The 21,493-nt window shown below is 57.0% G+C and carries 22 protein-coding genes; 9 read left to right on the top strand and 13 right to left on the bottom strand.

Going from position 1 to position 21,493, the window contains the following annotated elements:
* Positions 1–75: 75 nt before the first annotated feature.
* From VK574_RS21025 to VK574_RS21015, 3 genes are all read left to right on the top strand, one after another.
* Positions 76–957 carry an aldo/keto reductase gene (locus VK574_RS21025; RefSeq protein WP_472801845.1) on the top strand — a complete coding sequence of 294 codons (882 nt, stop codon included), beginning with the start codon at positions 76–78 and terminating at the stop codon, positions 955–957.
* Positions 958–1,044: 87 nt separating this feature from the next.
* The gene (locus VK574_RS21020) at positions 1,045–2,217 is read left to right on the top strand and encodes an acyltransferase family protein (RefSeq protein WP_472801844.1); all 1,173 of its coding nucleotides are present in this window, start codon (positions 1,045–1,047) and stop codon (positions 2,215–2,217) included.
* A 209-nt stretch (positions 2,218–2,426) separates the two neighbouring features.
* Positions 2,427–3,836 carry a hypothetical protein gene (locus tag VK574_RS21015; protein ID WP_472801843.1) on the top strand — a complete coding sequence of 470 codons (1,410 nt, stop codon included), beginning with the start codon at positions 2,427–2,429 and terminating at the stop codon, positions 3,834–3,836.
* Positions 3,837–4,160: 324 nt separating this feature from the next.
* On the opposite strand, the gene VK574_RS21010 is transcribed toward VK574_RS21015, so the two are convergent.
* The gene (locus VK574_RS21010; protein WP_472801853.1) at positions 4,161–4,490 is read right to left on the bottom strand and encodes a multicopper oxidase domain-containing protein; all 330 of its coding nucleotides are present in this window, start codon (positions 4,488–4,490) and stop codon (positions 4,161–4,163) included.
* Positions 4,491–4,713: 223 nt separating this feature from the next.
* Between VK574_RS21010 and VK574_RS21005 the strand changes: the two genes are divergently transcribed.
* Positions 4,714–5,208: a ferritin-like domain-containing protein gene (locus VK574_RS21005; protein WP_472801842.1), complete on the top strand. Its 495-nt coding sequence runs from the start codon at positions 4,714–4,716 to the stop codon at positions 5,206–5,208.
* 52 nt (positions 5,209–5,260) lie between these two features.
* Here the strand turns inward: VK574_RS21005 and glgA are convergent, their stop codons facing one another.
* Entirely contained in the window at positions 5,261–6,715 is a 1,455-nt protein-coding gene (gene glgA / locus VK574_RS21000) for a glycogen synthase GlgA (protein WP_472801841.1), read from the bottom strand.
* Between the two features lie 158 nt (positions 6,716–6,873).
* Here glgA and VK574_RS20995 point away from each other — a divergent pair, with 158 nt between their 5' ends.
* Positions 6,874–7,629 carry a GNAT family N-acetyltransferase gene (locus VK574_RS20995; RefSeq protein WP_472801840.1) on the top strand — a complete coding sequence of 252 codons (756 nt, stop codon included), beginning with the start codon at positions 6,874–6,876 and terminating at the stop codon, positions 7,627–7,629.
* A 57-nt stretch (positions 7,630–7,686) separates the two neighbouring features.
* Positions 7,687–7,884, top strand: a complete 198-nt coding sequence (locus VK574_RS20990) for a hypothetical protein (protein WP_472801839.1) — start codon at positions 7,687–7,689, stop codon at positions 7,882–7,884.
* Positions 7,885–8,030: 146 nt separating this feature from the next.
* On the opposite strand, the gene VK574_RS20985 is transcribed toward VK574_RS20990, so the two are convergent.
* A complete protein-coding gene (locus VK574_RS20985; protein ID WP_472801838.1) occupies positions 8,031–8,567 on the bottom strand; it encodes an anthrone oxygenase family protein in 537 nt (178 codons plus the stop codon).
* Positions 8,568–8,729: 162 nt separating this feature from the next.
* Between VK574_RS20985 and VK574_RS20980 the strand changes: the two genes are divergently transcribed.
* Positions 8,730–9,368, top strand: coding sequence for a TetR/AcrR family transcriptional regulator (locus VK574_RS20980; RefSeq protein ID WP_472801837.1), 639 nt, complete (start codon positions 8,730–8,732; stop codon positions 9,366–9,368).
* Between the two features lie 758 nt (positions 9,369–10,126).
* Here VK574_RS20980 and VK574_RS20975 read toward each other — a convergent pair.
* A complete protein-coding gene (locus VK574_RS20975; RefSeq protein WP_472801836.1) occupies positions 10,127–11,101 on the bottom strand; it encodes a hypothetical protein in 975 nt (324 codons plus the stop codon).
* Positions 11,102–11,196: 95 nt separating this feature from the next.
* Here VK574_RS20975 and VK574_RS20970 point away from each other — a divergent pair, with 95 nt between their 5' ends.
* Positions 11,197–12,021: a hypothetical protein gene (locus VK574_RS20970; RefSeq protein ID WP_472801835.1), complete on the top strand. Its 825-nt coding sequence runs from the start codon at positions 11,197–11,199 to the stop codon at positions 12,019–12,021.
* Positions 12,022–12,183: 162 nt separating this feature from the next.
* Here VK574_RS20970 and VK574_RS20965 read toward each other — a convergent pair whose 3' ends face one another.
* Positions 12,184–13,149, bottom strand: a complete 966-nt coding sequence (locus VK574_RS20965; RefSeq protein ID WP_472801834.1) for an IS1595 family transposase — start codon at positions 13,147–13,149, stop codon at positions 12,184–12,186.
* Between the two features lie 278 nt (positions 13,150–13,427).
* On the opposite strand from VK574_RS20965, the gene rsmA reads away from it, so the two are divergent.
* Positions 13,428–14,285, top strand: a complete 858-nt coding sequence (gene rsmA, locus VK574_RS20960; RefSeq protein WP_472801833.1) for a 16S rRNA (adenine(1518)-N(6)/adenine(1519)-N(6))-dimethyltransferase RsmA — start codon at positions 13,428–13,430, stop codon at positions 14,283–14,285.
* An 11-nt stretch (positions 14,286–14,296) separates the two neighbouring features.
* Here the strand turns inward: rsmA and VK574_RS20955 are convergent, their stop codons facing one another.
* The 8 genes from VK574_RS20955 to VK574_RS20920 all read right to left on the bottom strand — a co-directional run bounded on the left by VK574_RS20955 (position 14,297) and on the right by VK574_RS20920 (position 21,273).
* Positions 14,297–15,919 carry a DUF6600 domain-containing protein gene (locus VK574_RS20955; RefSeq protein WP_472801832.1) on the bottom strand — a complete coding sequence of 541 codons (1,623 nt, stop codon included), beginning with the start codon at positions 15,917–15,919 and terminating at the stop codon, positions 14,297–14,299.
* Positions 15,920–16,038: 119 nt separating this feature from the next.
* Entirely contained in the window at positions 16,039–16,692 is a 654-nt protein-coding gene (locus tag VK574_RS20950) for a hypothetical protein (protein WP_472801831.1), read from the bottom strand.
* Positions 16,689–17,198: a crossover junction endodeoxyribonuclease RuvC gene (ruvC, locus tag VK574_RS20945; RefSeq protein ID WP_472801830.1), complete on the bottom strand. Its 510-nt coding sequence runs from the start codon at positions 17,196–17,198 to the stop codon at positions 16,689–16,691. The genes VK574_RS20950 and ruvC overlap by 4 nt, the downstream gene beginning before the upstream one ends.
* Positions 17,199–17,332: 134 nt before the next feature.
* Entirely contained in the window at positions 17,333–18,097 is a 765-nt protein-coding gene (locus tag VK574_RS20940; RefSeq protein WP_472801829.1) for a DUF2334 domain-containing protein, read from the bottom strand.
* Between the two features lie 55 nt (positions 18,098–18,152).
* The gene (locus VK574_RS20935; protein ID WP_472801828.1) at positions 18,153–18,554 is read right to left on the bottom strand and encodes an STAS domain-containing protein; all 402 of its coding nucleotides are present in this window, start codon (positions 18,552–18,554) and stop codon (positions 18,153–18,155) included.
* Positions 18,555–18,657: 103 nt separating this feature from the next.
* Positions 18,658–19,068 (bottom strand): STAS domain-containing protein, encoded by a 411-nt coding sequence (locus VK574_RS20930; RefSeq protein WP_472801827.1) that lies wholly within the window; start codon positions 19,066–19,068, stop codon positions 18,658–18,660.
* 162 nt (positions 19,069–19,230) lie between these two features.
* Positions 19,231–20,628 (bottom strand): APC family permease, encoded by a 1,398-nt coding sequence (locus tag VK574_RS20925; RefSeq protein ID WP_472801826.1) that lies wholly within the window; start codon positions 20,626–20,628, stop codon positions 19,231–19,233.
* A 138-nt stretch (positions 20,629–20,766) separates the two neighbouring features.
* Positions 20,767–21,273 carry a YybH family protein gene (locus VK574_RS20920; protein WP_472801825.1) on the bottom strand — a complete coding sequence of 169 codons (507 nt, stop codon included), beginning with the start codon at positions 21,271–21,273 and terminating at the stop codon, positions 20,767–20,769.
* Positions 21,274–21,493 lie beyond the last annotated feature (220 nt).

Below are 21,493 nucleotides of genomic sequence, written 5' to 3'. Positions count from 1 at the left end.
CCATGCGATCTTCAAGGGGATCGTGCTACCATCTCGGCTAATGGCTGCGCGCGCAGCACCAAAATGGAGGTCCCAATGAGCCCACTAAATAGGCGCGATTTTCTCAAAACCACGATCGTGGCAGGCGCTGCCGCGAGTGTCGGCACCCTGCCGCTCCACGCTGCCCGCCGCACCGCGACGGACATTGTGACCCTGGGCAATTCGGGAATGAAGGTGACGCGCCTTGCCTTCGGCACCGGAAGCAACAACGGATACGTGCAGGCTGCTCTGGGACAGAAGGAATTCTCTCGGCTGATTGCCTACGCCTACGATCACGGCATTCGTTTTTTTGAGACGGCCGAGTCGTATCAGACGCCGGGGATGCTGGGTGAGGCTCTCAAGCCGTTTCCCCGCGACAGTTACCAGCTGATGCACAAGGTGACAACCGATCGTGGTGTCGATCCGATGCAGCGCTTTGACCAGATGCTCCGCATTTCGAAGACGGAATACTTCGACATCATGCTGCTCCATTATCAGCACACGGGCGACTGGATGGAAGAGACCAAACCCTGGCAGGAAGGAGTGTTGGCGGCCCAGTCGAAGAAGATGATCAAGACGCGCGGCGCATCCGTTCATGGATTGCCGGCTCTGCGCCAGGTGCCGGGAAACAAATTCCTCGAAGTCGCGATGATTCGCATGAACCACAATGGCACGCGCATGGACGGGCCGATTCCCGACGGGCCTGAACCGGGCAACGTGCAGGAGGTGGTCGCGCACGTAAAGCAGGTCAAGAGCGAAGGCATGGGCGTCATCAGCATGAAGCTCTGCGGCGACGGCACCTTCACCAAACACGAAGATCGCCAGGCCGCGATGCGTTTCGCGTTCCAGAACGCGCATATCGATTGCGCCACCGTGGGCTTCAAGACCACGCAGGAGATCGACGAAGCCATCGACAACATGAATCTCGCGCTGGCATAACGGGCGAACCTGCGGAGCCAATTCCGCAATATCAGCGCATCTGCTTAACTGAACGGGAAGGGCATTCCGCTCTTCCCGGAGTCCTGTTTGCCACAACCCAATGCAACCCAGGCCAGCGCTCTCGCGCGCAATGCCGGAATTGATTTTCTACGCGGGCTCTCGATCGTTCTGGTCTTGCTGAATCATATTGGGCTTCGTCTCCGCCTGACGGAGGGCGTTCTCGGCGCGCATCTGCCGCGCGAATTTTTAAACGACCTGACGTTCAACGGGTCCGAAGCGGTCTACATCTTCTTCGTCATCTCGGGATTTCTGATCACGTCGAACGCGCTAGCGCGCTGGGGCAGCCCGGGAGCAATCAACTTGCGGGGGTTCTACGTGCGGCGCGCAGCGCGGATTTTGCCCTGCCTGGTGATGTTGGTAGGCGTTCTCTCGGCTCTGCATCTGCTGGGTGTGCACGATTTCGTGATTCATCGGCAGGGGCAGTCGCTGCACGGCGCCGCGGGCTCTGCATTCGGACTTTATCTGAACTGGTATGAGGCGCACACCGGTTATCTGCCTGCGAATTGGGATGTTCTCTGGTCCTTGTCGATTGAAGAAGTCTTCTACCTTGGTTTCCCCCTGATGTGTATTCTGCTGCGCAGGACGTGGCTGCTGGCTCCGGCCATGGCGCTTCTCGCCTTGTCGTTGCCGTTTTCGCTGGCAGCAATCGTGGGCAACCCCATCTGGAAAGAGAAGGCATATCTGCCGGGCATGGCTGCGATTGCGATGGGCGTGCTGGGAGCGTTGGTAGCGAAAAATCTCCGGCCGAAAGGACCCAAGGCGATATGGCCCTTCTACGCGGTTGGCGTATGCGGCCTGGTTGGGGTGTTGGGATTTGAAGATCAGTTGTCGATCCTCTTCCGCAACGGCACCATTCTGCTGCTGACATTCTCAGCGTTATGCATGGTGCTGGCATTTCACTGGAGCGCGGTACTGGGCTCTCCAGCAAGATTGATCGGCTTCGGTTGGCTCTGTGCGTATGGGCGGCTGAGCTATGAGATTTATCTGACCCACATGTTCGTGGTGATCGCCATGTTGAACATTTTCTCGGCCGCCGGCGCGAGCATGCGATGGGGTATTCTCTGGTACGCGCCGACGATTGCAGCGTGCTGGGTCCTGGGGTGGGCCGTGGCGAAATTCTTATCAGTTCCATGTGACAAGGCGATGAGGCGGCGTTTGCTCGCGTCCAAGCCCGCAGCCAAAGAGCGAGTGGCGATGTGAGGAATGCGCCCGTGCAAACTGTGATCGCAGGTCGAACAGTGTGAACGTGTGCTTGAAGAACGGATTTAGAAGCCCGGATTGCAGAAAAGGTGGCTTCGCACACATCGAATTATTCCATGCGTTTTTAGATACAGCCATCTGTTGACGAGTGTTGGTTTTGGCGATTAATTTCCTTCGGGTACGAAATCACTCTTCCCCGGAGGACCAGAATGAGCACCCTTTCCAGACGAAAGTTCTTTTCCTGTTCGCTCGGCGCGGCAGCGGCCAGTGTTGCCCCGGCGAGCCTGTTGCAGTCAGCGTACGCGTCAGCGTCGATTCCGACGCCGGAATCGCTGAATGCCAATGCGTATCAGCGGGCGATTCACGCTGCGATTGAATTCCAGAACCAGATGATGGATGCTTACGCTACCGGCAAGACGGTGCGGTTGATTCAGAGCTATGCTGACCAGTCAGGCCTGGAGTCGACAGCGTTCACTTACGACAATGCGGTTTCGATCCACGCCTACCTGTTGCACGGGTCTGCCGATTCGCAGGCGCGCGCTGAGATTCTTGGGCAGGGATTGATCTATGCGCAGGCCAACAATTTCCCGTTCAATGACGGGCGGTTCGCCCAGGCCTACTTTGTGAATGCGCCATCGAGCGACGGTGTCTTTGTGACGCCGGCGGCGTTTCCGTTCTTCTTCTATACCAGCGCCGTGGGGGATCAGGCCTGGGCAGGTATGGCGCTGGCGCAGCTATTCAAGCGCACGCGACATGCGGCTTATCTCACCGCAGCGCTCAACGTCGGCAACTGGATCGTGAACAACACGTACAGTACGCTGGCACCCGGGGGATATTCATTCGGGACGAACATTAACCAGTTCAACCAGTCGGTACCGTCCGGGAATGGTAAGTCGACGGAGCACAACATCGACACGTATGCATTCTTCACGATGCTCGACGCGTTGACGGATCACGGATCGGCAACAAATGGAATGACGTGGTCTGCGCTCGCGGCGCATGCGCTTGGCTTTGTAATCGCGATGTGGAATCCGTCAGGTCCATTCTTCTGGACCGGGACAGCGGGTGCGGATTCGTCGGCAATCAATTTCTATCCGATTCCGGAAGACTGCCAGACCTGGTCGTACCTTGCGATGCTGAACAGCCACTATGCGGCATCGATCGATTGGGCGCTCAAGAATCTGCAGCCCACGGATTCGGCCTCGTCGCCGCAATCGAGCTTGACCGGCAGCGAGACCTTTACCGGAATGACGTTTGACACGGCGAGCCTGAACACCGGATTCGCGGATCTCAATGCCGTCTGGCTTGAAGGGACGGCGCACACAGTTGCTGCCCTGATTGCGCGCACGCAATCCGAGGTGGGAAAGGCGCGCGTGATGGACTGGCAGGCGGCGCTCAGACTTGTGAACACCTGCGACACAGCGCAGGCTGAGCTGGGGGCAAACCAGACAGTAAATGGAATTCCGATTGCATTGGGCAGCGGACTGATTGCCGCGACGAGTCTCCTGGATACGGGCTTCGGGTACACCTATGGGACGTCGAAGCATATTGGAGCCACAGGCTGGTACCTGGTTGCGACGCAGGGTGGGAACCCGTTCCAACTCGGATATTCGAGTTGAATCATGCTCCCACATGAGGCGGTTGTTGCGACTTGACGTGAATTCGGTTGCGGCTTAAGTTGGAAGTACACGGGAAAGGAGGATGATCCAGCCTATGCAAAATGAATGTTCCAGTAGTTTCGTACGTGAGGTGACTGAGGCCTAGGGCATCGCGCCCATGACCCCAGATTTGCCCCGGCGGTTCAGAATTTGCCAGCCGGGTCACTGGCACTCGCGGCAGCGCGATGGCCTTAGTCCAATCCCAACAGATCACCGGCAACGGCCTGGGAGCTATCCCGGGCCGTTGTTGCGTTTGGAGAAGACATTTTCCGAATCGTTTGCGCGTTACGGATTTGCGATCACCCGAATGTGCGCCATCATGCCACCGTCTTGGTGCTCCCCGATATGGCAGTGATAGACGAAGTCGCCGATCTCGGAGAAGGGAATCGACACCAGCACCGGTGTCACCTTACAGGTGCCGTCGCGCCACTTCATCACCGAACCATCACACGATGCGCTTCCGCTCGGCAGCGGCACGTTGTCCATCATGGCTCCGCCATCGCCGACCGACGCGCCTTTCGGCAAGACGAGGAATTTTGTCTGGTGCATGTGGAAGTTGTGCGCTTCGCCGGCGGTGTTCACCAGTTCCCAAAGTTCCGTGGCAGTCTGAAACAGATTGGGAAACGCAAAACAAGGGGCTGGCGCAAAGCAGCGCCGTCAGCGCTTTCCGGATCATAAGTTCGTGCTCCGTTCACAGTTCAGAAAATTTCGATGCGAGATTTACCAACCAAGTTGGTTTCCGGAAGATTGTGAGGCAACCAACATCCGCCGTCCTTCAGGCATCTCACGAGGTGTCTGCGCAGCCTCCAACTGCAAACTCGACAGAGAAGGAAGTTTCATGCCCGAAACGAAAACCCAGAGGCAAAATTCGAATCCCAAGAGCGATAAGGCCGTCAAGGAGCTGATCAACGCATTGAACGAGGATCTCTCGCGCGAATACCAGGCGATTATTGCCTATACCGTCTACAGCAACGTGCTGAAAGGCGCCCAGTGGATGAATATCGCGAGCGAGTTGAAGTTGCACGCAGCCGAAGAGCTGCAGCACGCGCTCATCATCGCCGATCAAATCGATTACCTGGGTGGAATGCCGACGGCGACGCCCAAAGAGGTCAAGTTATCTGAGAAGCCGGAAGAGATGCTGCGCTTCGATCTCGACAACGAGACCGTGACGATCAAGAACTATCGTGAACGCGTGAAGCAGGCCGAGGCGCTGGGCCACTACGCGCTCTCTGAGCAACTGCGCTCGATCATCATGCAGGAGCAGGAACACCAGCACGATCTGGCTACAGCTCTCGGCATCGATGTGCCCAAGGTGCTGGGACAGGGCGCATAACCGCACGTCCGATCAAGTTTCAGACACGTACAATTCGAATCGCAGGCCAGTCTCAGGCTCTCTTCCGCGCGGCTTCCTCGTATACGGCGACGTACTCACGCGCAGGCTTGTCCCAGCTGAAGTTCTGCGCCATGCCATTCTGCATCAGTCTCGACCACTGCTTCTTGTCGTAGAACGCGACGAGTGCATGATCGATGGCATCCAGGAGCGTCTGCGCCTGATAGGCCTCGAATTTGAAGCCGGTGCCGGTGTTGAGGCCGGCATTCCACTCTTCCACCGTGTCGTCGAGGCCGCCTGTCGCGCGCACCACGGGCACGGTTCCGTACTTGAGCGAATAAATCTGGTTCAGCCCGCAGGGCTCGAAGCGGCTAGGCATGAGGAATACATCAGACCCGGCCTCCACCTTGTGAGCCAACGCATCGTCATAGCGAATCTGCACAGCGAACCGTCCCGCGTTAGCAAAGGCGAAGTCGCGAAAGAATTTTTCGTAGTAAGGCTCGCCCGTTCCCAGCGCGACAACCGCAACATCGCGCTCCGCAAGCCGGCCCGCAATCTGCTCGAGCAAATCGAAACCCTTTTGCGAGGCAAACCGCGAGCAGATTCCAATCACCGGAGTCGTGTCCGGCGCCTCCAGCCCGAAGGCGTGCAGCAGGTCCTTGCGGCAGTCGCGTTTGCCTGAGAGATCGGCGGGCGTGTAATGGGCCGCGAGGTTGCCGTCCGTCGCCGGATTCCACTCTGTATAGTCAACGCCATTCAGGATTCCTCGCAGGTCGGCCCTTCGCTGGCGAAAAGCTCCGTCGAGACCGTTGCCGAATTCCGGCGTCTGAATCTCTTCGGCATATTTGGGGCTCACTGTGGTGAGCGCGTCGGCGTACACGATTCCGCCCTTGAGAAAGTTGAACGTGTTGAAGTGTTCCAGCTTGTCGTAGGTGAAAATCTCCCACGGCAACAGTAGCTGTTCCGTCGTCGACGGCGGAAACCAGCCCTGATATCCCGCGTTGTGAATGGTGAGAACTGTAGCGCAGTTTTTGAATACGGGGTCGGCGCCATATATCGTTCGAAGCAGAACCGGAATCAGCGCCGTCTGCCAGTCGTGCACGTGAAAAACGTCGGGCACTCCGATCACTTTTGTCGCTTCGAGTACGGCCCGGCAGAACAGCCCGAAACGCTCAGCGTTATCGCCATAGCTGTCGCCGTTGTTTCCATAAAGTCCTTGACGGTCAAACATCTCCGGGCAATCTACAAAGTAGAACTTCACCCCATCATGCTCTCCGCCGTCCACGATTCCCACGAAACGGTTGCCATGTGGAAAAGGAATCGTAATCGAACGAACCCGGTAGTTTAGCTCGCCAGTGAGGTGAGAGCGAACTGCTGCATAAAGAGGAAGATAGACCGTAACTTCGTGGCCCAGCTTGAGGATTTCCCTGGGGAGTGCACCCACCACGTCAGCCAGTCCGCCAGATTTCGCAAATGGCACAGCCTCTGACGCGGCAAAAACTATCTGCATCGTTCTTCTCCTTGCGGTCCCGGCAACGCCCAATCGACGAGTGCCCCGACCGGCGTTCATGGCGAGCAGCCAACCGCCAAGTTTACACGCTTCACTTTGACGCTCTGATTCGTTCCGAGGATTCGCATCGCACCGCGCCGCAGCATCATCTCTCACTCATGCGCAATCCACCTGCTGACTCTGATGTTGCCGACGAGACACAAGTTCTTCCTACGGACGCGGGAGAGGCGCTTCTCGACAATCCCATTTTCAACGCGCTCCACACAGGCCACAGTTCGCTGGCAATGAGCCAAGGGTTGGCGCGGCGCTACCCGGCGCCCATCGGCCCGCTCGCCGGCGCGCCAGATCAGTCCCTGGCAAGTTACGAATCTCTCCGGCTGCTCGCAGAGCCCGGCGGCTTGATAGGGCTTTTCCTGCACGATCCACCGATGCTGCCCACTGGCTGGAGCCTGTTTCGCGGCGGAATCCTGACACAGATGATTTGCCGCAAGCCGAATCTCGACGCTGCAGGCGCGCTTGCCGACGGCGTAATCTTGCGCAGGCTTGGCTTCACAGACGTACCGGCAATGATGGAACTGGCGAAGCTGACTGAGCCTGGTCCCTTTCGCGAGAGAACGTTCGAACTCGGAAACTTCTACGGCATCTTTGCGGGCGATCGATTGCTCGCGATGGCAGGCCAGCGTATGCGCGTGCCCGGATTTGTGGAAGTCAGTGCGGTCTGTACGCATCCCGACGCGCGTGGAAGAGGCTACGCCGGTGTGGTGATGCGCGAAGTGATGCGCGACATCGCCACTGAAGGCCGGACGTCATTCCTGCATGCCTTCGACGACAATCCCGCCGTCCGCCTTTATCAGAAACTCGGCTTCACGCATCGCCGCAATTTCCACCTCGCCGTGATCCGAAACGAAGAATAGCGGCATCACTCATCGGATTTGCCAAAAGACCGAATACTCGGCCAGCCCCTTGCTGACATGGACGCCCGCACCACATTTGCATATGCAGCCAACAAGACGCTGGGCGATCCACGACTGATCCGCACCATCAGGGCCTTCCGGCAATCGCTTGGATTTCGACCCAGCGGAGCAGCCGGTTCGTTGGCCGAAGCGGGAGTCGGTGGCGTTGCAACGATGAAAGCTCACGGGGACGGGTACCGGATTCCGTGCGTTTGAAGAAATCAACCGCATCCGGCATTGCGCGGTGCGAATGCTTTGCATGCCGGACCTCTCAATCCTCACTCAGAGTGAGGAGACAAGGCTCAAAAATGAAGATGCGCCCCGGCAAGTCACTTCCCGGGGCGCATCGTTGTGTTGCCTGCTTAAAGCAGTAGGCTGATTGTCCGCATCAGCACGTCACCTGGCGGGCGGCAGACTGAGATCGCGACGCTTTGGATAGTAGACGGCCGCCGCATCAGAGTAGCGATGATAAGCAGAACCAGGCCCCCCAGAGCGGAGCACAAACGCCAGCAGTGCCAGCGCCACCACGCATCGCGCAACGCCGTCCAATGGTCAGGCGGGGCCGCACTGTTCCAGCCCCGAACGATGGCGTTGATGGGCATGTTTGCGAAGCGCGTGATGAGGCCTGAAATAATAAAGAGAATCGCAGTGCCTATCAGCAGCGACATGCGCATCTTGCTTTCGCGCGCGAGCACCGCGGAGGCGAAGGTTAACAATATTGTGAGAGCGCCCAGTCCCGGCATGGTGGGATGAAGCGTGCGTATACCCTGCTGTTGCAGGATGATGTAGTGGGAGGCATCGAGCTGCGAAGGGTTGAAAACCAACCAGACACAAAACATGGCTCCAACAAGCAGAGCGGAAAAGAGCAGATTCACTGAATCGACGACGAGGGAAAGCATACAAATCTCCTTTCAAGAGGACGAAAGGCCTGAGTTCGAAAGCTGTGAGCGTGGCGCCACATCTAAGCGGTGTGCTGGTAGGCACCCGAGCCGATGTTGTAAATTGATCCTAATACTATTCGGATTAAAAGTCGAGCCCAATCTATGCCCCGGAAAACTGCCATGAAGCGGACCTACGATTCCACCTCTAGACGTGAAGGGGCAGAGGCTACGCGGCAGGCCATCCTTGGTGCGGCGAAAGGCATTTTTTTGGAAAGGGGATACGCGGGTACGACCATGCCTGCCATTGCTCAGTCGGCAGGCATCGCGCTCGACACAGTGTATGCGTCGGTGGGCAAGAAGCCTGCTCTGTTTGCACTGCTCGTGGAGACTGCGATTTCGGGAGCGGATGTTGCGATCCCAGGGGCGGAGCGCGACTATGTACGTGCTATTCGTGCCGAACCCTCGGCGCCCCGTAAGCTGGCCATCTATGCCGCTGCACTGCGAAGGATCCAGGAGCGACTTGCGCCCTTGTTTCGAGTGCTGCAAGAAGCCGCTCCGCTTGATTCTGCGCTTGGTGAAATGTGGAAAGGCATTGCAGAGCGCCGCGCGAAGAATATGAAGCTGCTGGCACAGGAACTTGCTGCTACCGGACAACTGAGGCGCGGCCTCTCGGTCGAAATGGCCGCCGATATTCTATGGAGTATGAACTCGCCCGAATATTACCTGCTGCTGGTGGAACAGCGCGGATGGAAGCCTGAGGCTCTCGAGCAATGGCTTAGCGAGGCGTGGTGCAAGCTGTTGCTCGAAAAGTCAGAGTAAGTCGCCGATCATCGACAATGGGTGAGGATGCTGCTCGTGAAGGCGCGGGCATCTTCCCATTCAGATCTCGCTTCCGTCCTGCGAAGACGATGGCCGCGAATTCGTGTCGAATGGCCGAACTTGTCAAGCCTCCCCACCACCTCGTGCACCTTAAGTCTCTGAATCCACGCTCTAAAGAAATCTCTGAAGTTTGCAGGTTATTTCTCGCATTCCGCTATGCTTTGAACATGTGGCGAATACCTTTACCTGGCCGGAGGCCTCAAAAGGGGGCTTCGGTTTCGTTTCTTTCAGGACCTGACATTATTCAAACCGGGCGCCAAAAGATTGTCCATTTCTGCAGGTTATTTCGCCGGTTAGCCTGCGCGGAAACGATGCAGGCGGCCTCGGCCACTTTTCTCGAATAGCGTGTTCTTCACAGTTTCACAGGTTGAAGACTCTTAACCAGCAGATAGCGTGCCAAAATGTGCCAAAAAACGCCAATAAAGCGCCAGAAAAACCAGGTGCGAAAATGACTCAACCCTCATGCTCAAAGCAAGTTAGTTCTTCAAGTACTTCCTTCGCGAAATTGAGAAACCGTGAAACTGTGAGGGCAGCGGAGGGAAGCCCCGTAAGTCCAATGCGGAGAAGATTCTGCGACTAAGTCTTTCTGTGTCAGGATTTGCGGAGGAGACTCGCCCATAAGGACAACTATCCTGTTCACACAGAAGTCAGCAAGTTGGCTGCCAGTGAATAGGCTCTTTAAGAGACTTCACTGTCTTCTACTTTGTCTTGCAGGTTTTTTGAGCATCGCTCATATCTTGCTCTCGACTTCGCCTCAAGGAATCAATGCTGGCACAGGGTCCGTCCCCAATGTAAGTGTTGTCCATGAAACTGTTCGGGGCAGTTTGACACTTGACCTTTCCCACTTCAATCGAAGCCTGACAGACCTCTTTTATGGGCCAGTAAACCCTCGTTCCGAATCCGTCCTGATAGTTAGCTTGCCATTGAACCGCGATGTAGGCTTTCCCGTCAGCAAGGTCGTCGGCAATCTCTGGCGTGATGTTTGGGATTACATAATCATCATGAAAGTAGCCAGTCCCACCCATCCCCACCATCCCTCCCTCTTTTCCTACTCGCTTACTACCGAGAGGGCGATTAAATGGTCCCAAGCGGATGCTCTTGCTGGGCCAATTCCTAATAGTGATCACCTCATACGCGTGGACATCCCGCGCCTCTGCGTTTCCGTTATTCCCTCCATCGAACTGAACAGTGTGGGATGGAATCTCTGTGCGTACCCTGAAGGTCATGAATGCGGCTTGTGTTCCCTCAAGCAAATTGTGGTTGTCACCAGCCATTTGTTTAGTCGATCCGGCTTGGTCTTTCATTCGATCAGCGAGGGTCTGGGTCGCAGTAGCTTGGGTCCCAGCGGACACGGCGAGACTGTGAGTGTCAACTCCCCCATCGTGCATTTCCTTCAGTTGGCCTTTCATCGCATTCCACTGAAGAATTCCGACAACAATGGAACACAGAGCGAAGAATGCAATTACAGCCGTAAGAATGATCATCCACAATTCGCCGCGCTTAATCCGATCTCGAATATCGCCTATTTGGCTCTGCACGGTTTGATCGGATACGGACTTTGTTTGTTGAGTGTTTGGAGTATTTGGCGAAAGGCTCGTGTGGGGCGCATCGACTTGCTTACCGTGTTCTACGGGCTGTTGCTCTACGGGCTTGCTGGCGGGGTCATCTGGCATGCCTTCTTTGTTCTCCAAGGGGATGGGGAAACTCTAGCACAGCCACAGTCTCAAAAAGTTGCATGTATCGTCCAAGGTCTGAGACCATTTGGGACATGGCCAAGTGGGGGAGAGTTCAGTTCGGCGGTGCAGGAGTGATGGTTACGAGTATTGCTCTCGGTACTGTTCCTTCTGTGTGGCCCGAACTAATCAAGCCACACCCTTACTGGGTTGCTGCATTTGTGGTGATTGGGATTGTGATGATGGTTGCCCCGTGGTTTATTCCAGACAAGCTACCTAATACGCGGCTGGCAATAAATAGTGTCAATGTGGGTGGCGACAATAGCGGTCATCAAATCGTTGCTCATGGGGATGTGTACATTGGATATATTCCAAGCGCCAGTGACAACAAGGTGCAGGATCATCTCATTGTTCGGCAGGAGGACAAAGAGAAATTACTGAGTCTGGAATTGACATCGCATTGTGACAATGATGACGCGGTTTATCTGGAAGTTAAGAATCACGGCGACACCGTCAACGTGTCTGCAAAATTAGAGATCGTTGGATTAAGCACCGGGAAAAAATACAAGACTTGGCCATTCATCGGCCAATGGAAAAATGAAAACGCGACCGTTGATTTCTATGATCCGCAGCCCGAGACGGTTGCTGGAGAAATACGAATTGAGTGTAACAAAAGTCGCCTTCTTAAAATTGCATCGATTGCTTCAATGGCAGGGCTAGAAGAGCAAGAGATGGCGCTTGCTGGAATCAATGAGTCTATTGTGTGGAACACTGATCCCCGACTGAAGCAAGAATTACCATATTTTTCTGTACGGGTAACTTTAATAGCTAAGGGATATACAAAGACAAAAGAGGAAACATACAAGGTAGGACCGAAGACAACGCACGGTCCGTTCCAGATGACGGAGGTACCAGCATGACCTCCAAAACATCCAAAGAATTTGAAAAACCCGTTCCAGTAAATAAAGAAGAGTTCGAGCGAATCATCGGCAATCTGCTCAAGATGCCGCCGAAGACTCGCGCCGATTCCAAACTAGGAACAAAGAAGAAACAGGGGAAGATCATTCCCCCTGTGTCCGTCCCTAGAACAAAGGATCGGAATCCGAAGTAAGAGTCTTGTAGGGTAGCGGCTTCGTTTGGCACATGCGGTTCACAGCGATGGAGAACTTCTGCGTCGAGTGCCGTTCATTGAACCGATACTCAAACTCATTCAGGTAGCGTTGCAGATGCTTGGTAGAGACGCGGTGAAAGCTACCAATCAGACCGCGCTTGAGTAGCGAGAACGAAGACTCTACTGTGTTCGTGTGAATCCTGGAACCGGGAACAACCCATTCAATAGAGTGATTCACGGTGCGGTGCTTCTTGCTGAGTTCCCGATTGAGTGCGAAGTCATAGACTGCTGCCTGATCGGTGTAGATGCGGTTAATGTACGGGTCAATGTTCTTCTTGACGAGTGCGCTGATGGTTTCAACTTTGCCGTTCGGAACGTGGAAGTAACGAACTCTACCTTCAGACCGTTTGTCGCTGCGTTCACGCATGGCCACAATCATGTCTTTAGGTGCCCTTGGCTTCGCACGATGACGGCGCTTGGACCGACCACCAAGGTAGGTCTCATCCATTTCAACAATGCCCGTCATCGGCTTAGGGTTTTGTTCTGCCATAGCCTCGCGAATGCGGTGAACCATATGCCATGCGGTTTGGTAGGAACCGATTCCCAGATGCTTCTGAATCTGCAGCGCACTCATGCCCTTCTTTGCATCCATGACGAGGGAAACGGCCATGAACCAAGTGAGGATCGGAAGGTGAGAGTCGTGGAAGATGGTTCCACTGGTAGCAGAGAACTGCTGCTTACAAGTCTTCTCTAGGCATTGATAGAGTTGCGCCCGTTTATTCTTGGTAGTTGCCGATGTCTTCCGAACCACGCGACTGATCTTGTTATTGCCACAAGTAGGGCAGCGGACAACGCCGGTCGGCCATTTCTGGTTCTCAAGGAATGCCAAGCATTGTTCGTCAGTGGTGAACTCACGGCTAATATCCAGAAGATTCATCAACTTGCCCTCACTGAAGACAGTATGCCTGAATTCCGTTTCTGTGTCAACAGGATAATTGTCCCCATAAGTCTTTTGGAATCATGATTCTCCTTACAGAGTATGGGGGGGGAGGGGTAGACCCCAGCAACTCCGGCTGCACCTCCTTACGCAGAACCGGTGGGCTCCAGGTAAAAGGCCCCAAATGCCTCAAGACTGATAACTGGCCCGTGGCCCGTGACCCACTGATCCACTGATCCACTGACCACTGCATTTCAGTCATCAGCTACCATCGAGTCGTGCCGCCCAAACCCAGGCTCGGGCAAAATTTTCTGCGTGATCCGCAGGCTATTCGCCGCATCGTCGCGGCTCTGGGCGATTGCGCCGGCCGCACCGTCATTGAGATCGGCCCGGGAATGGGCGCAATTACCCGCGAGCTCTCTGCGAAAGCCGGAAAGGTGCTGGCGCTCGAAGTTGATCCGGAGCTTGCCGCCAGCCTGTCGACAGAGTTCACCGCTAGCGCCGGGGGACACACTGCTACCGGATCCAATGTCGAGATTGAAACAGTCGATGTCCTCGCATTCGATTTCGCCGCCGCTTCGATTGCAGCGGGGAGCCGGATCATCGTCGCCGGCAATCTGCCCTACTACATCACGTCTCCGATCTTGCTCAAGATCGCGGAAAACGCAGCTGTACTTGATCGCGCAGTGCTGATGGTGCAGCGCGAGGTAGCAGATCGCGTCACGGCTGCGCCCGGTTCGCGCGACTACGGGCTGCTATCCGTCACCGTGCAGATGCATGGCCCCGCGGAGCCGTTGTTCACTCTGCCGCCTAGTGCGTTTTCGCCGCCGCCGAAAGTACATTCCACCGTTTTCCGCTGGCGATTCGCACCACGCTTCGCGGAACTTGAGGTGAACAGGGAAGAGTTTCTCAGGTTCATGCGGCAAGTTTTTGCCTTGAAGCGCAAGACGCTGGCCAATAATCTGCGCGCCGCAGGCGTCGAAAGCGCCGCAGCCATAGCCGCACTGTCTAGTGCGGGAATTGACTTGAAAGCACGCGCCGAATCGCAGTCCATCGAAGCACTGGTCCGTTTGTGGAAGTCTCTGCAAAAAGCTGGGGCCACTCCGTCACACGAAGTGGTCCCGGCAATGCAATAAGTAATCAGAGACTAGTGATGCGGGCCACCGCCTCCACTGCTGCTGCTGACGTGTCCGCCACCGCCTCCACCGCCACCACTGCTAACGTGTGGTGCACCGCCCCCTCCGCCTCCACCGCTCGGGCGAGCGCCGCCCCCGCCGCTGGGTGCGTGGCTTGGTGCACTCGCGCCGGAGTATCCCCGGTTCGGAATCGGTGCGCGATAGCCTCCCCCTGGAGCGACGGGTGCCGTCCAACCGCCGGGACGGCCGTTCGAGGATGGCGAGTTTGTCGACGGTGCGTACGCGGATCCTCTGTAGGCAGAGCCGGAATAGCTGTAGCCATGAACGCTGTATCCGGGACCGCCGTTTCCAGGGCCGTTTCCAGGGTTCGACCGGTTGAATCCCGAAGCCACCGACGGACTATAAACCGGTCGGGGCGACAGTGGCCTGAGCGGCTGAACCGTGGTGCCGCCGATCGTGATCGGCCTGCCCACCACGTGCACCGGATTTGCAGCCGGTGAACTGGGAATTCGATTCACCGCAATCACCGGATTGGGCTGATAGAAGCCACCGTGCCTGATAGGTTGGTTCGGCGGATGAACCGGCCCTCCATGCGGACGATGTGGCGGTTGATAGCGAGGCGGGCGGTTGTGGACGTTCACAATCCATCCGCCGGTTGTCCACCAGGGATAGCCGTATCCGGGAGCCCATCCCCAGCCGAAGTCGTCGTAGTAGTTCCAGTTGCCGCTTGTGTAGGGCAGATAGCCCCATTGCTCGCAAGAGACCCAGATATAGCCGAACTGGGGCGTCGATACCCAGTTTCCACAGCCATAGGGATCCCAACTTCCTGAAGCTGCCTCATTGGGAGACCACACGTAGCCCTGGCCGGGAACGTTATACCAGTTGCCATTGGCATCCAGGTCACCCCAGGCGGGATTGTTGCTGTTCGGTTCGCTTCCGCTCGCCGCGGTCTTGGCGGCTTCCTGCGAATTCAAATCCTGATCGCGATCAGCGTTCCAGGCATCCCAGGAGTCCGGTTCGATGGTTTCGGCGAGATTGTAAAGATTGGGATCGCTGGCGTTGAGGGCGACGCTTTCGCCGCCATGCAGGTCGACCGAAAGGGTATTGCCGCGCTCGATGTGAGCGTTTCCTGCAAAGACGGAAACTTCTCCGGGAAGGTTATCAAGACTGACGCGCAGCACGGTGAATCCGCTGGCGGTTACAGCGCTGTCACCGAAGCGGGCAAGGGTGTGGTTTGCAGAGGAGTCCCCCTGTAACTCGAAGTATGCCAACCCACTCGTCAGCACCAATTCCGCCCTGGTTGCGCCGGCGTCCTGTCGCAGGACCGCGATCTTCAGCGAACTGTTGGGAGAGATGCGGGCAACACTGCCGTCATCAAACTGAATCTCTGCCTTGCCGTCCTCTTTGGCTGTGATCTCCGTCCCTTCAAAGAGAGGAGTATTGACCAGAGCCGCATTCGCAAGAATTTGGTTGCCCTGGGAAAGTTGAACGTCACCTTCCACATAGCTCAACCGTGCAGCGCGCACATTTGGATCAGGCTGCTGCGCCTGCAAGGTGACCGTAGCCGCCAATATCAAAGCCAACCCCAGAATTCCGGCCGCCAGCTTGAACTGAACCTTGCCAAATCGATTCACTGAGCCCCCACCCTTTCCCCTTCGCCTCCGATGAGAAGTTCACATCGCGAGGAGCCCGCACTTATTCAGACAGCGGAATGACACGAAAAGTCGCGCCAGATTTCTCAATTAAAGCCGCTTCAGCTTCCTGAATGCTCCAGCAGCAAATGCGCTCGTTTCCTTACCCTTTCGAGCACATGAGGGTCGTCTTCCAGGCGCTCAAGGATGTCACGAATTGCACAAATCTGCTGCAGCCGGCCATCGTCTGAGGCTTCAACGACGTACTGAATGGCCTTGTCCAGGCCCAGAGGATCGTGTTGCAACAGCAACTCCAGCCGCGCGCCCTCGATCAGTGTTGAACCGACGGCAACCAGCGATTCTCCCAGGTCCTGAATCTGCTTGTTGGTGGAGTAGTTGAACTCGCAGCCGCCCTCCCCGTCAGGCCCACTGTAGCTGATCTTCTTCAATCCTTGAAATGCGACTTTCAGATGGCTTTCGCACTTGCCCTGAAGGACCCGGCTGTCATGCATCTCTGAGAAAATGCGGCTTGCGAAACCCGCACTCAGATTCACGTCGCGGTCCACCCTGGCAGGCACGATCGTTTCCTCTTCATCTTTAGGCTTTGTACCGCCTTCTGCGTGAAAATGGCCGCTGCCGTCCGGATGAAACACCAGGGTCCACTGCGCTGGGTAGAGCCCGGGGTTAGAGAAATCGACCCGGACCACGCGATCCGATTCTCCGCAAACGGGCAGGGCAACCAACAGCGATACGGCCAGGAGCCAGGGAATCCTCATTGGCTGCCCCCCTGCAGAGCCAGCGTCTGGGCGGTATGCAAATGGCAGATGGCAATCGCCAGCGCGTCGGCTGCGTCGGGCGGTTCAGGAAGCTCCGGCAGGTTCAGGAGCCGGGCGACCATGAATTGCACCTGCTCTTTTTTTGCCAGTCCATAGCCTACAACGGACGACTTTATACTGAGCGGCGCGTACTCTGCCACAGGCAGGTTTCGTTGCGCGGCGGCTAGCAAAGCCACTCCCCGCACCTGCCCGAGTTTGAGCGCCGACTTGGCGTTGACGGAGTAGAAAACTTCTTCAATAGCAACCACATCGGGCTGCCAGCGCTCCAGTTCCGCAGACAGGGCCTGGTGGACCTGGGCGAGCCTTTCGGGGAGAGACTTTGCTTTGGGAAGACGGATGGCGCCGGCCGTTTTGCAGACGATTCGAGTCAACGGACCGGATTCATCCGAGTCCACGACGCCAAACCCGGTAATCTCGGTTCCACAATCGATGCCGAAAACGCGCATTTGCTTGTAAGTTTAAACCCAGAAGCCCTTCCAGGCTGGTACGAAGGCATGTTAACCGGGCGGCTAATCATGCGATGGGGCCGGTTGAAGCGTGTTCCTCGTGTATAAGGCAGAGCAGTGTATCTCCAGCCGGATCAAGAGGGGCTCGTTATCCGGGATCTTCCATTTGAGATTCGGGCGCGCAGATTGGCCAGGTCTGCCTGGATCTTTTCGCTCCAACGGAGGCGGCTGGGCGGCTTGCCTGCGATCACCTGATCGAAACTGGTGAGTTGGCTGGCGTGCTCCGCGAGGAATCTCCCGAGCCCTTCCTCGAGGCTGGCGGTTGCGGTGTTGGTGTGAATGCAGATGGTCCAGAGCCCGGTCTTCTGCGCGACCGGCTCCCAGAGTTGCTGGGGTATCCAGAGGATTTGGTGTTGCGTGAAGGGCCGGCGAGCGAATCCGTCGGACAGTATGTTCAGGCCCTCTGCGGCAAGGGCACGGAGGGTGTTGCGATCGAATCCGTGACGGGGAGCGACAAACAGGCGGGGCCTGAGCCCCTGTCCACGCAGAATCGCGAGTCCGGATCGAATCCATTGCCGCTGTACGGATGGATTGACGCCCGCGAATTCAGTCTTCTCATGCAGACCGAGAATGGACGTGCCGCGACTCGCGCACGCGTGACGGTATCCGTGCATGGCGATCGTGGCGCCCGCAGCCTGCAATGACCGCATGCGATCCCAGAATTCCGGATCGGGAGTCTGTCGGTTCAGATCGGAATCCTGATTGTCTGGGACGACAGCGAGAATCGACGAGACTCCATGACGAGCGAGGATCGACAGGAATCGCTCGCGCGGGTCCCGGAGCATGGCCGGACATAGATCGTCGAGGCGGATGAGGTATTGCGGCGGCCTGCGATTCATTGGCGGTTCGGATCTGTAGCGAAGTCCCGAAGCATCGTTCTGACGGACCTCTGAATCACGCGCCGAGGACTGCCTCAATGGTGGCGGCAGTGGGAATCAGGGTGTCAACTTTTGTGAACTTGAAGAGTTGCACGACATTCGGGCTCGGTCCGACGGCGACAACGCGGATGCCCTTGTTCCGGCAGCTGATGAAGTGGCTCACGATGGTTCCGAGGGCGGAGGAGTCCATTTGCGGAACCCTCGAGAGATCGAAGATGTGGAGGTTTGGCGACTCCACTCCGGAGGGTGGCTTGAATTCGAAAATGTTGCCGAGGGCCACCTGCTTCATGGAGCCGTACATGTCGCGGGCATTGAATGGACCGGAGATGCTGTAGATCAGTGTCTGCGGAGCGCGGCCTTCAATCCGTTCAATGGTGAATGTGGCGTTTTTCCAGAGCTCAGTTTGTGTGATGGACATCGCAATTGGATTGTAATTGTCGTGACGGAGCGGGCGAAAGCAGTTTCAAGCAGTCGATGAAGAGCCGTCGGGGGTGTCGATCGGTTCACAGCGAACGGTCGCCTCAGGAACGGGGGGCAGACATCGCTTCCTCGATGCTGGCGGCTGTCGGGATGAGGGAATCCGTCCGTGTGAATTTAAAAAGCTGCATAACGTTGGGGCTGACTCCGACGGCGACCACGCGGACACCGCGGGCGCGGCAGCGGATGAAGTGGCTGATGATGAGACCGAGGCCGGAGGAATCGAGGGTGGGAACATCGGTGATGTCGAAGATGTTGAGACCTGGAAGCTCCTTGCCGGGCCGAGGGTCGAAGTCAAAGATGTTGACCACGACGAGCGGTTTGAGGACGCCGTACATTTCGTTTGCAGCGAAGGCTCCCGTGAACCGGAAGATGAGCGCGCCGTGTTCTTCATCTTCGATGCGTTCAATGGCGAACTTCGGACTTTGCCATAGCTGGGTTCGGGTTGTCGGCAATGCGTCTCTCCCTGGAGCACCGGAGCAATCAATGTGTCGGCTCGCTGCCCCAGCATACTCGAATGACCCAATATTCGTGGAGTCCCATGTCTAAAAATCGAGGCATGGAACACCTGGAGCGATGCCTGGTCAGATGGACGGGCCGTAGAAACACCCCAGCGACTATGACCTGTTGCTGGGGACCCCGTTGATTTTTCGGACGAGCGACAGGACGGGGAGGCCGAGGAGGATGAGGGCGGTTCCCAGCAGCGATCCCTTGAGGTTGCCGGCGTAGCTGTAGATGAGGACGCCGGCGGCGCAGAGAACGAAGATGGCGGGAAGAATTGGATATCCCCAGACTCGATAGGGTCGGACGAGGTCAGGGCGTCGGCGGCGATAGACGAAGACCGTGGTCGCGGTGAGCATATAGAAGAGCCACTCGGCGAAGATGGCGAGCTCGAAGTGCTGCTGGAACTGCGACAGGAAAAGCAGCAACACAGTGGAGAGCAGCGCCTGGACGATGAGTGAGGTGGAGGGGGACTGGAAACGCGGGTTGATGTGCGCGAACTGCCGGAAGAAGAGGCGGTCGCGGGCCGCGGCAAAGGGGATGCGCGCACCGGACATGACTGTCCCGTTGAGGGCGACGAAGATGCTGAGGGCCATGGCGGCGGCGACGAAGCCTGCGCCGCGGGGCCCGGCGACGATGGAGAGTGCGGCGACGGCGGGACGTTCGCTGGCGGCGATCTGCGTGGCGGGCAGCACGTATTGAATCGCGGCGTTGGTGACCATGAAGAGCGCGCCGACGATGAAGAGTCCTCCGATGAGGGCAATCGGGAGCGAGCGCTCGGGGCGGCGGACTTCGCCGGCAACCATGGTGAGGTCATTCCATCCGTCGTATGCCCAGAGGGTGGCGATGAGAGCGAGCATGAATCCGCTGAAGCCGCCGGTGGCGGTGGGCAAGCCCGTGGAGAAGTTGCTGAAGCTTCCGCTGGCTGAGGCAAAGCAGAGCGCCGCGACAATCAGAATGAGAACGCCTTTGAGGATGGTGAAGACGAGTTGGAAGTCGCCGGCCTTTTTGATGCCAAGATAGTTGAGTCCGGTCATGAACCACGTGACGGCGATAGCGAAGACCTGCGAACAGAGCAACGGTAGACCGAAGACGTGCGTGGTGAGGAACTGGAAGGCGGGGAAGAATTCCAAGGTGCGTGCGAGGCCGATGGTGACGGCAGCGATGGATGCGGGCTTGGCGACGGCAAACCACGTCCACATGTAGAGAAAGGCCGTCGTGTCGCCGTAGGCTCCGCGGAGGTAGACATATTCTCCGCCGGCGTATGGAAGCATGGCGCCGAGTTCGGCATAGGTCATGGCGCCGAAGAGCGAGAGCAGGCCGCCGACGATCCAGGCGAGATAGACAAGCGCGGAGGAGCCGGTGTCGCGCATCATCTCGGTGGGGACGAGGAAGATGCCGCTGCCGATGATGGTGCCGACGACGATCGCGGTGGCCTGGGAGGCGCCGAGAACGCGGGGGAGATCGGCGGGAGCCTGAGCTTGATTGGGAACAGCGGAGACTGGCTGTCTCATGCGGTGATGTGAGGGTAGCACAAGGAAATCGCGGATCGATTCGATCGCCGTGCGAACGTTGCAGTTGAGCCCCGGTCACTTCAGGATGAAGCATGACCGGGGCACTGCTTTTGTTCGTCTTGAGTTGATCAGGTTGCGCTATTTCGCCGGTGCAGCGGGGGCATCCGCATTGAAGATGTCAGCAGCCGCCTTCCAATTGCCGTCGCCCTGCTTCTTGAAGACGGTGACGTATTTCCCCTTTTCGGTCACAGCCTTCTTGCCTTTGGGAGCGGTCGAAGTCATGGTGTAGGTGCCCTGGCTATAACCAAGATCCCCAGACTTCGCGACTTCGACTTTGTCTGACGCGAAGGTGATGGAGAAATTCTTGTCTGCAACCATTGGTTTAAGCGCATCCTTGATTGCCGGAATCCCGGTGATGATTGGTGAGTCCGTAATGAGTACGGATGCATCGTCTGCATAGACGGTCGCTATCTTATCCGCGTCTTTCGTCGCGAATGCTTGAACCCATGCGGTCTCAAGGTCCTTGATGGCCTTGACGTCCGCATCATGCGTATCCGGTGGCGGTGGCGGTGGCGCCGCTGGGGTGCAACCTGCGAGAAAGACCGCAAGAGATACCGCGGCCAGAGAAAAGTGTCGTGCTTGCATTTGCTTCCTCCTGGGGGAGGAACCCATAAGTATCACAGCAGCCGGACTGGAAGTGACTAATATTTGATTCACAGGAAAAGTGGCAATAACTACCTTGACGCACAAGTCTGAAAGTAGTATTCTACATACAGATTGAAGGTGCGTGAAATGAAAAAGCCGGTAACTCTTCAGCAGGCAATAGTTTACTTCGGTGATGCGGAGCGGGCTTTTGAGTATGCGA

Source organism: Occallatibacter sp., from assembly GCF_035317045.1.
GTDB lineage: Bacteria > Acidobacteriota > Terriglobia > Terriglobales > Acidobacteriaceae > Telmatobacter.
Note: the sequence above shows the minus strand (reverse complement) of the source record. Positions and strands in the feature narration are given on the sequence as shown.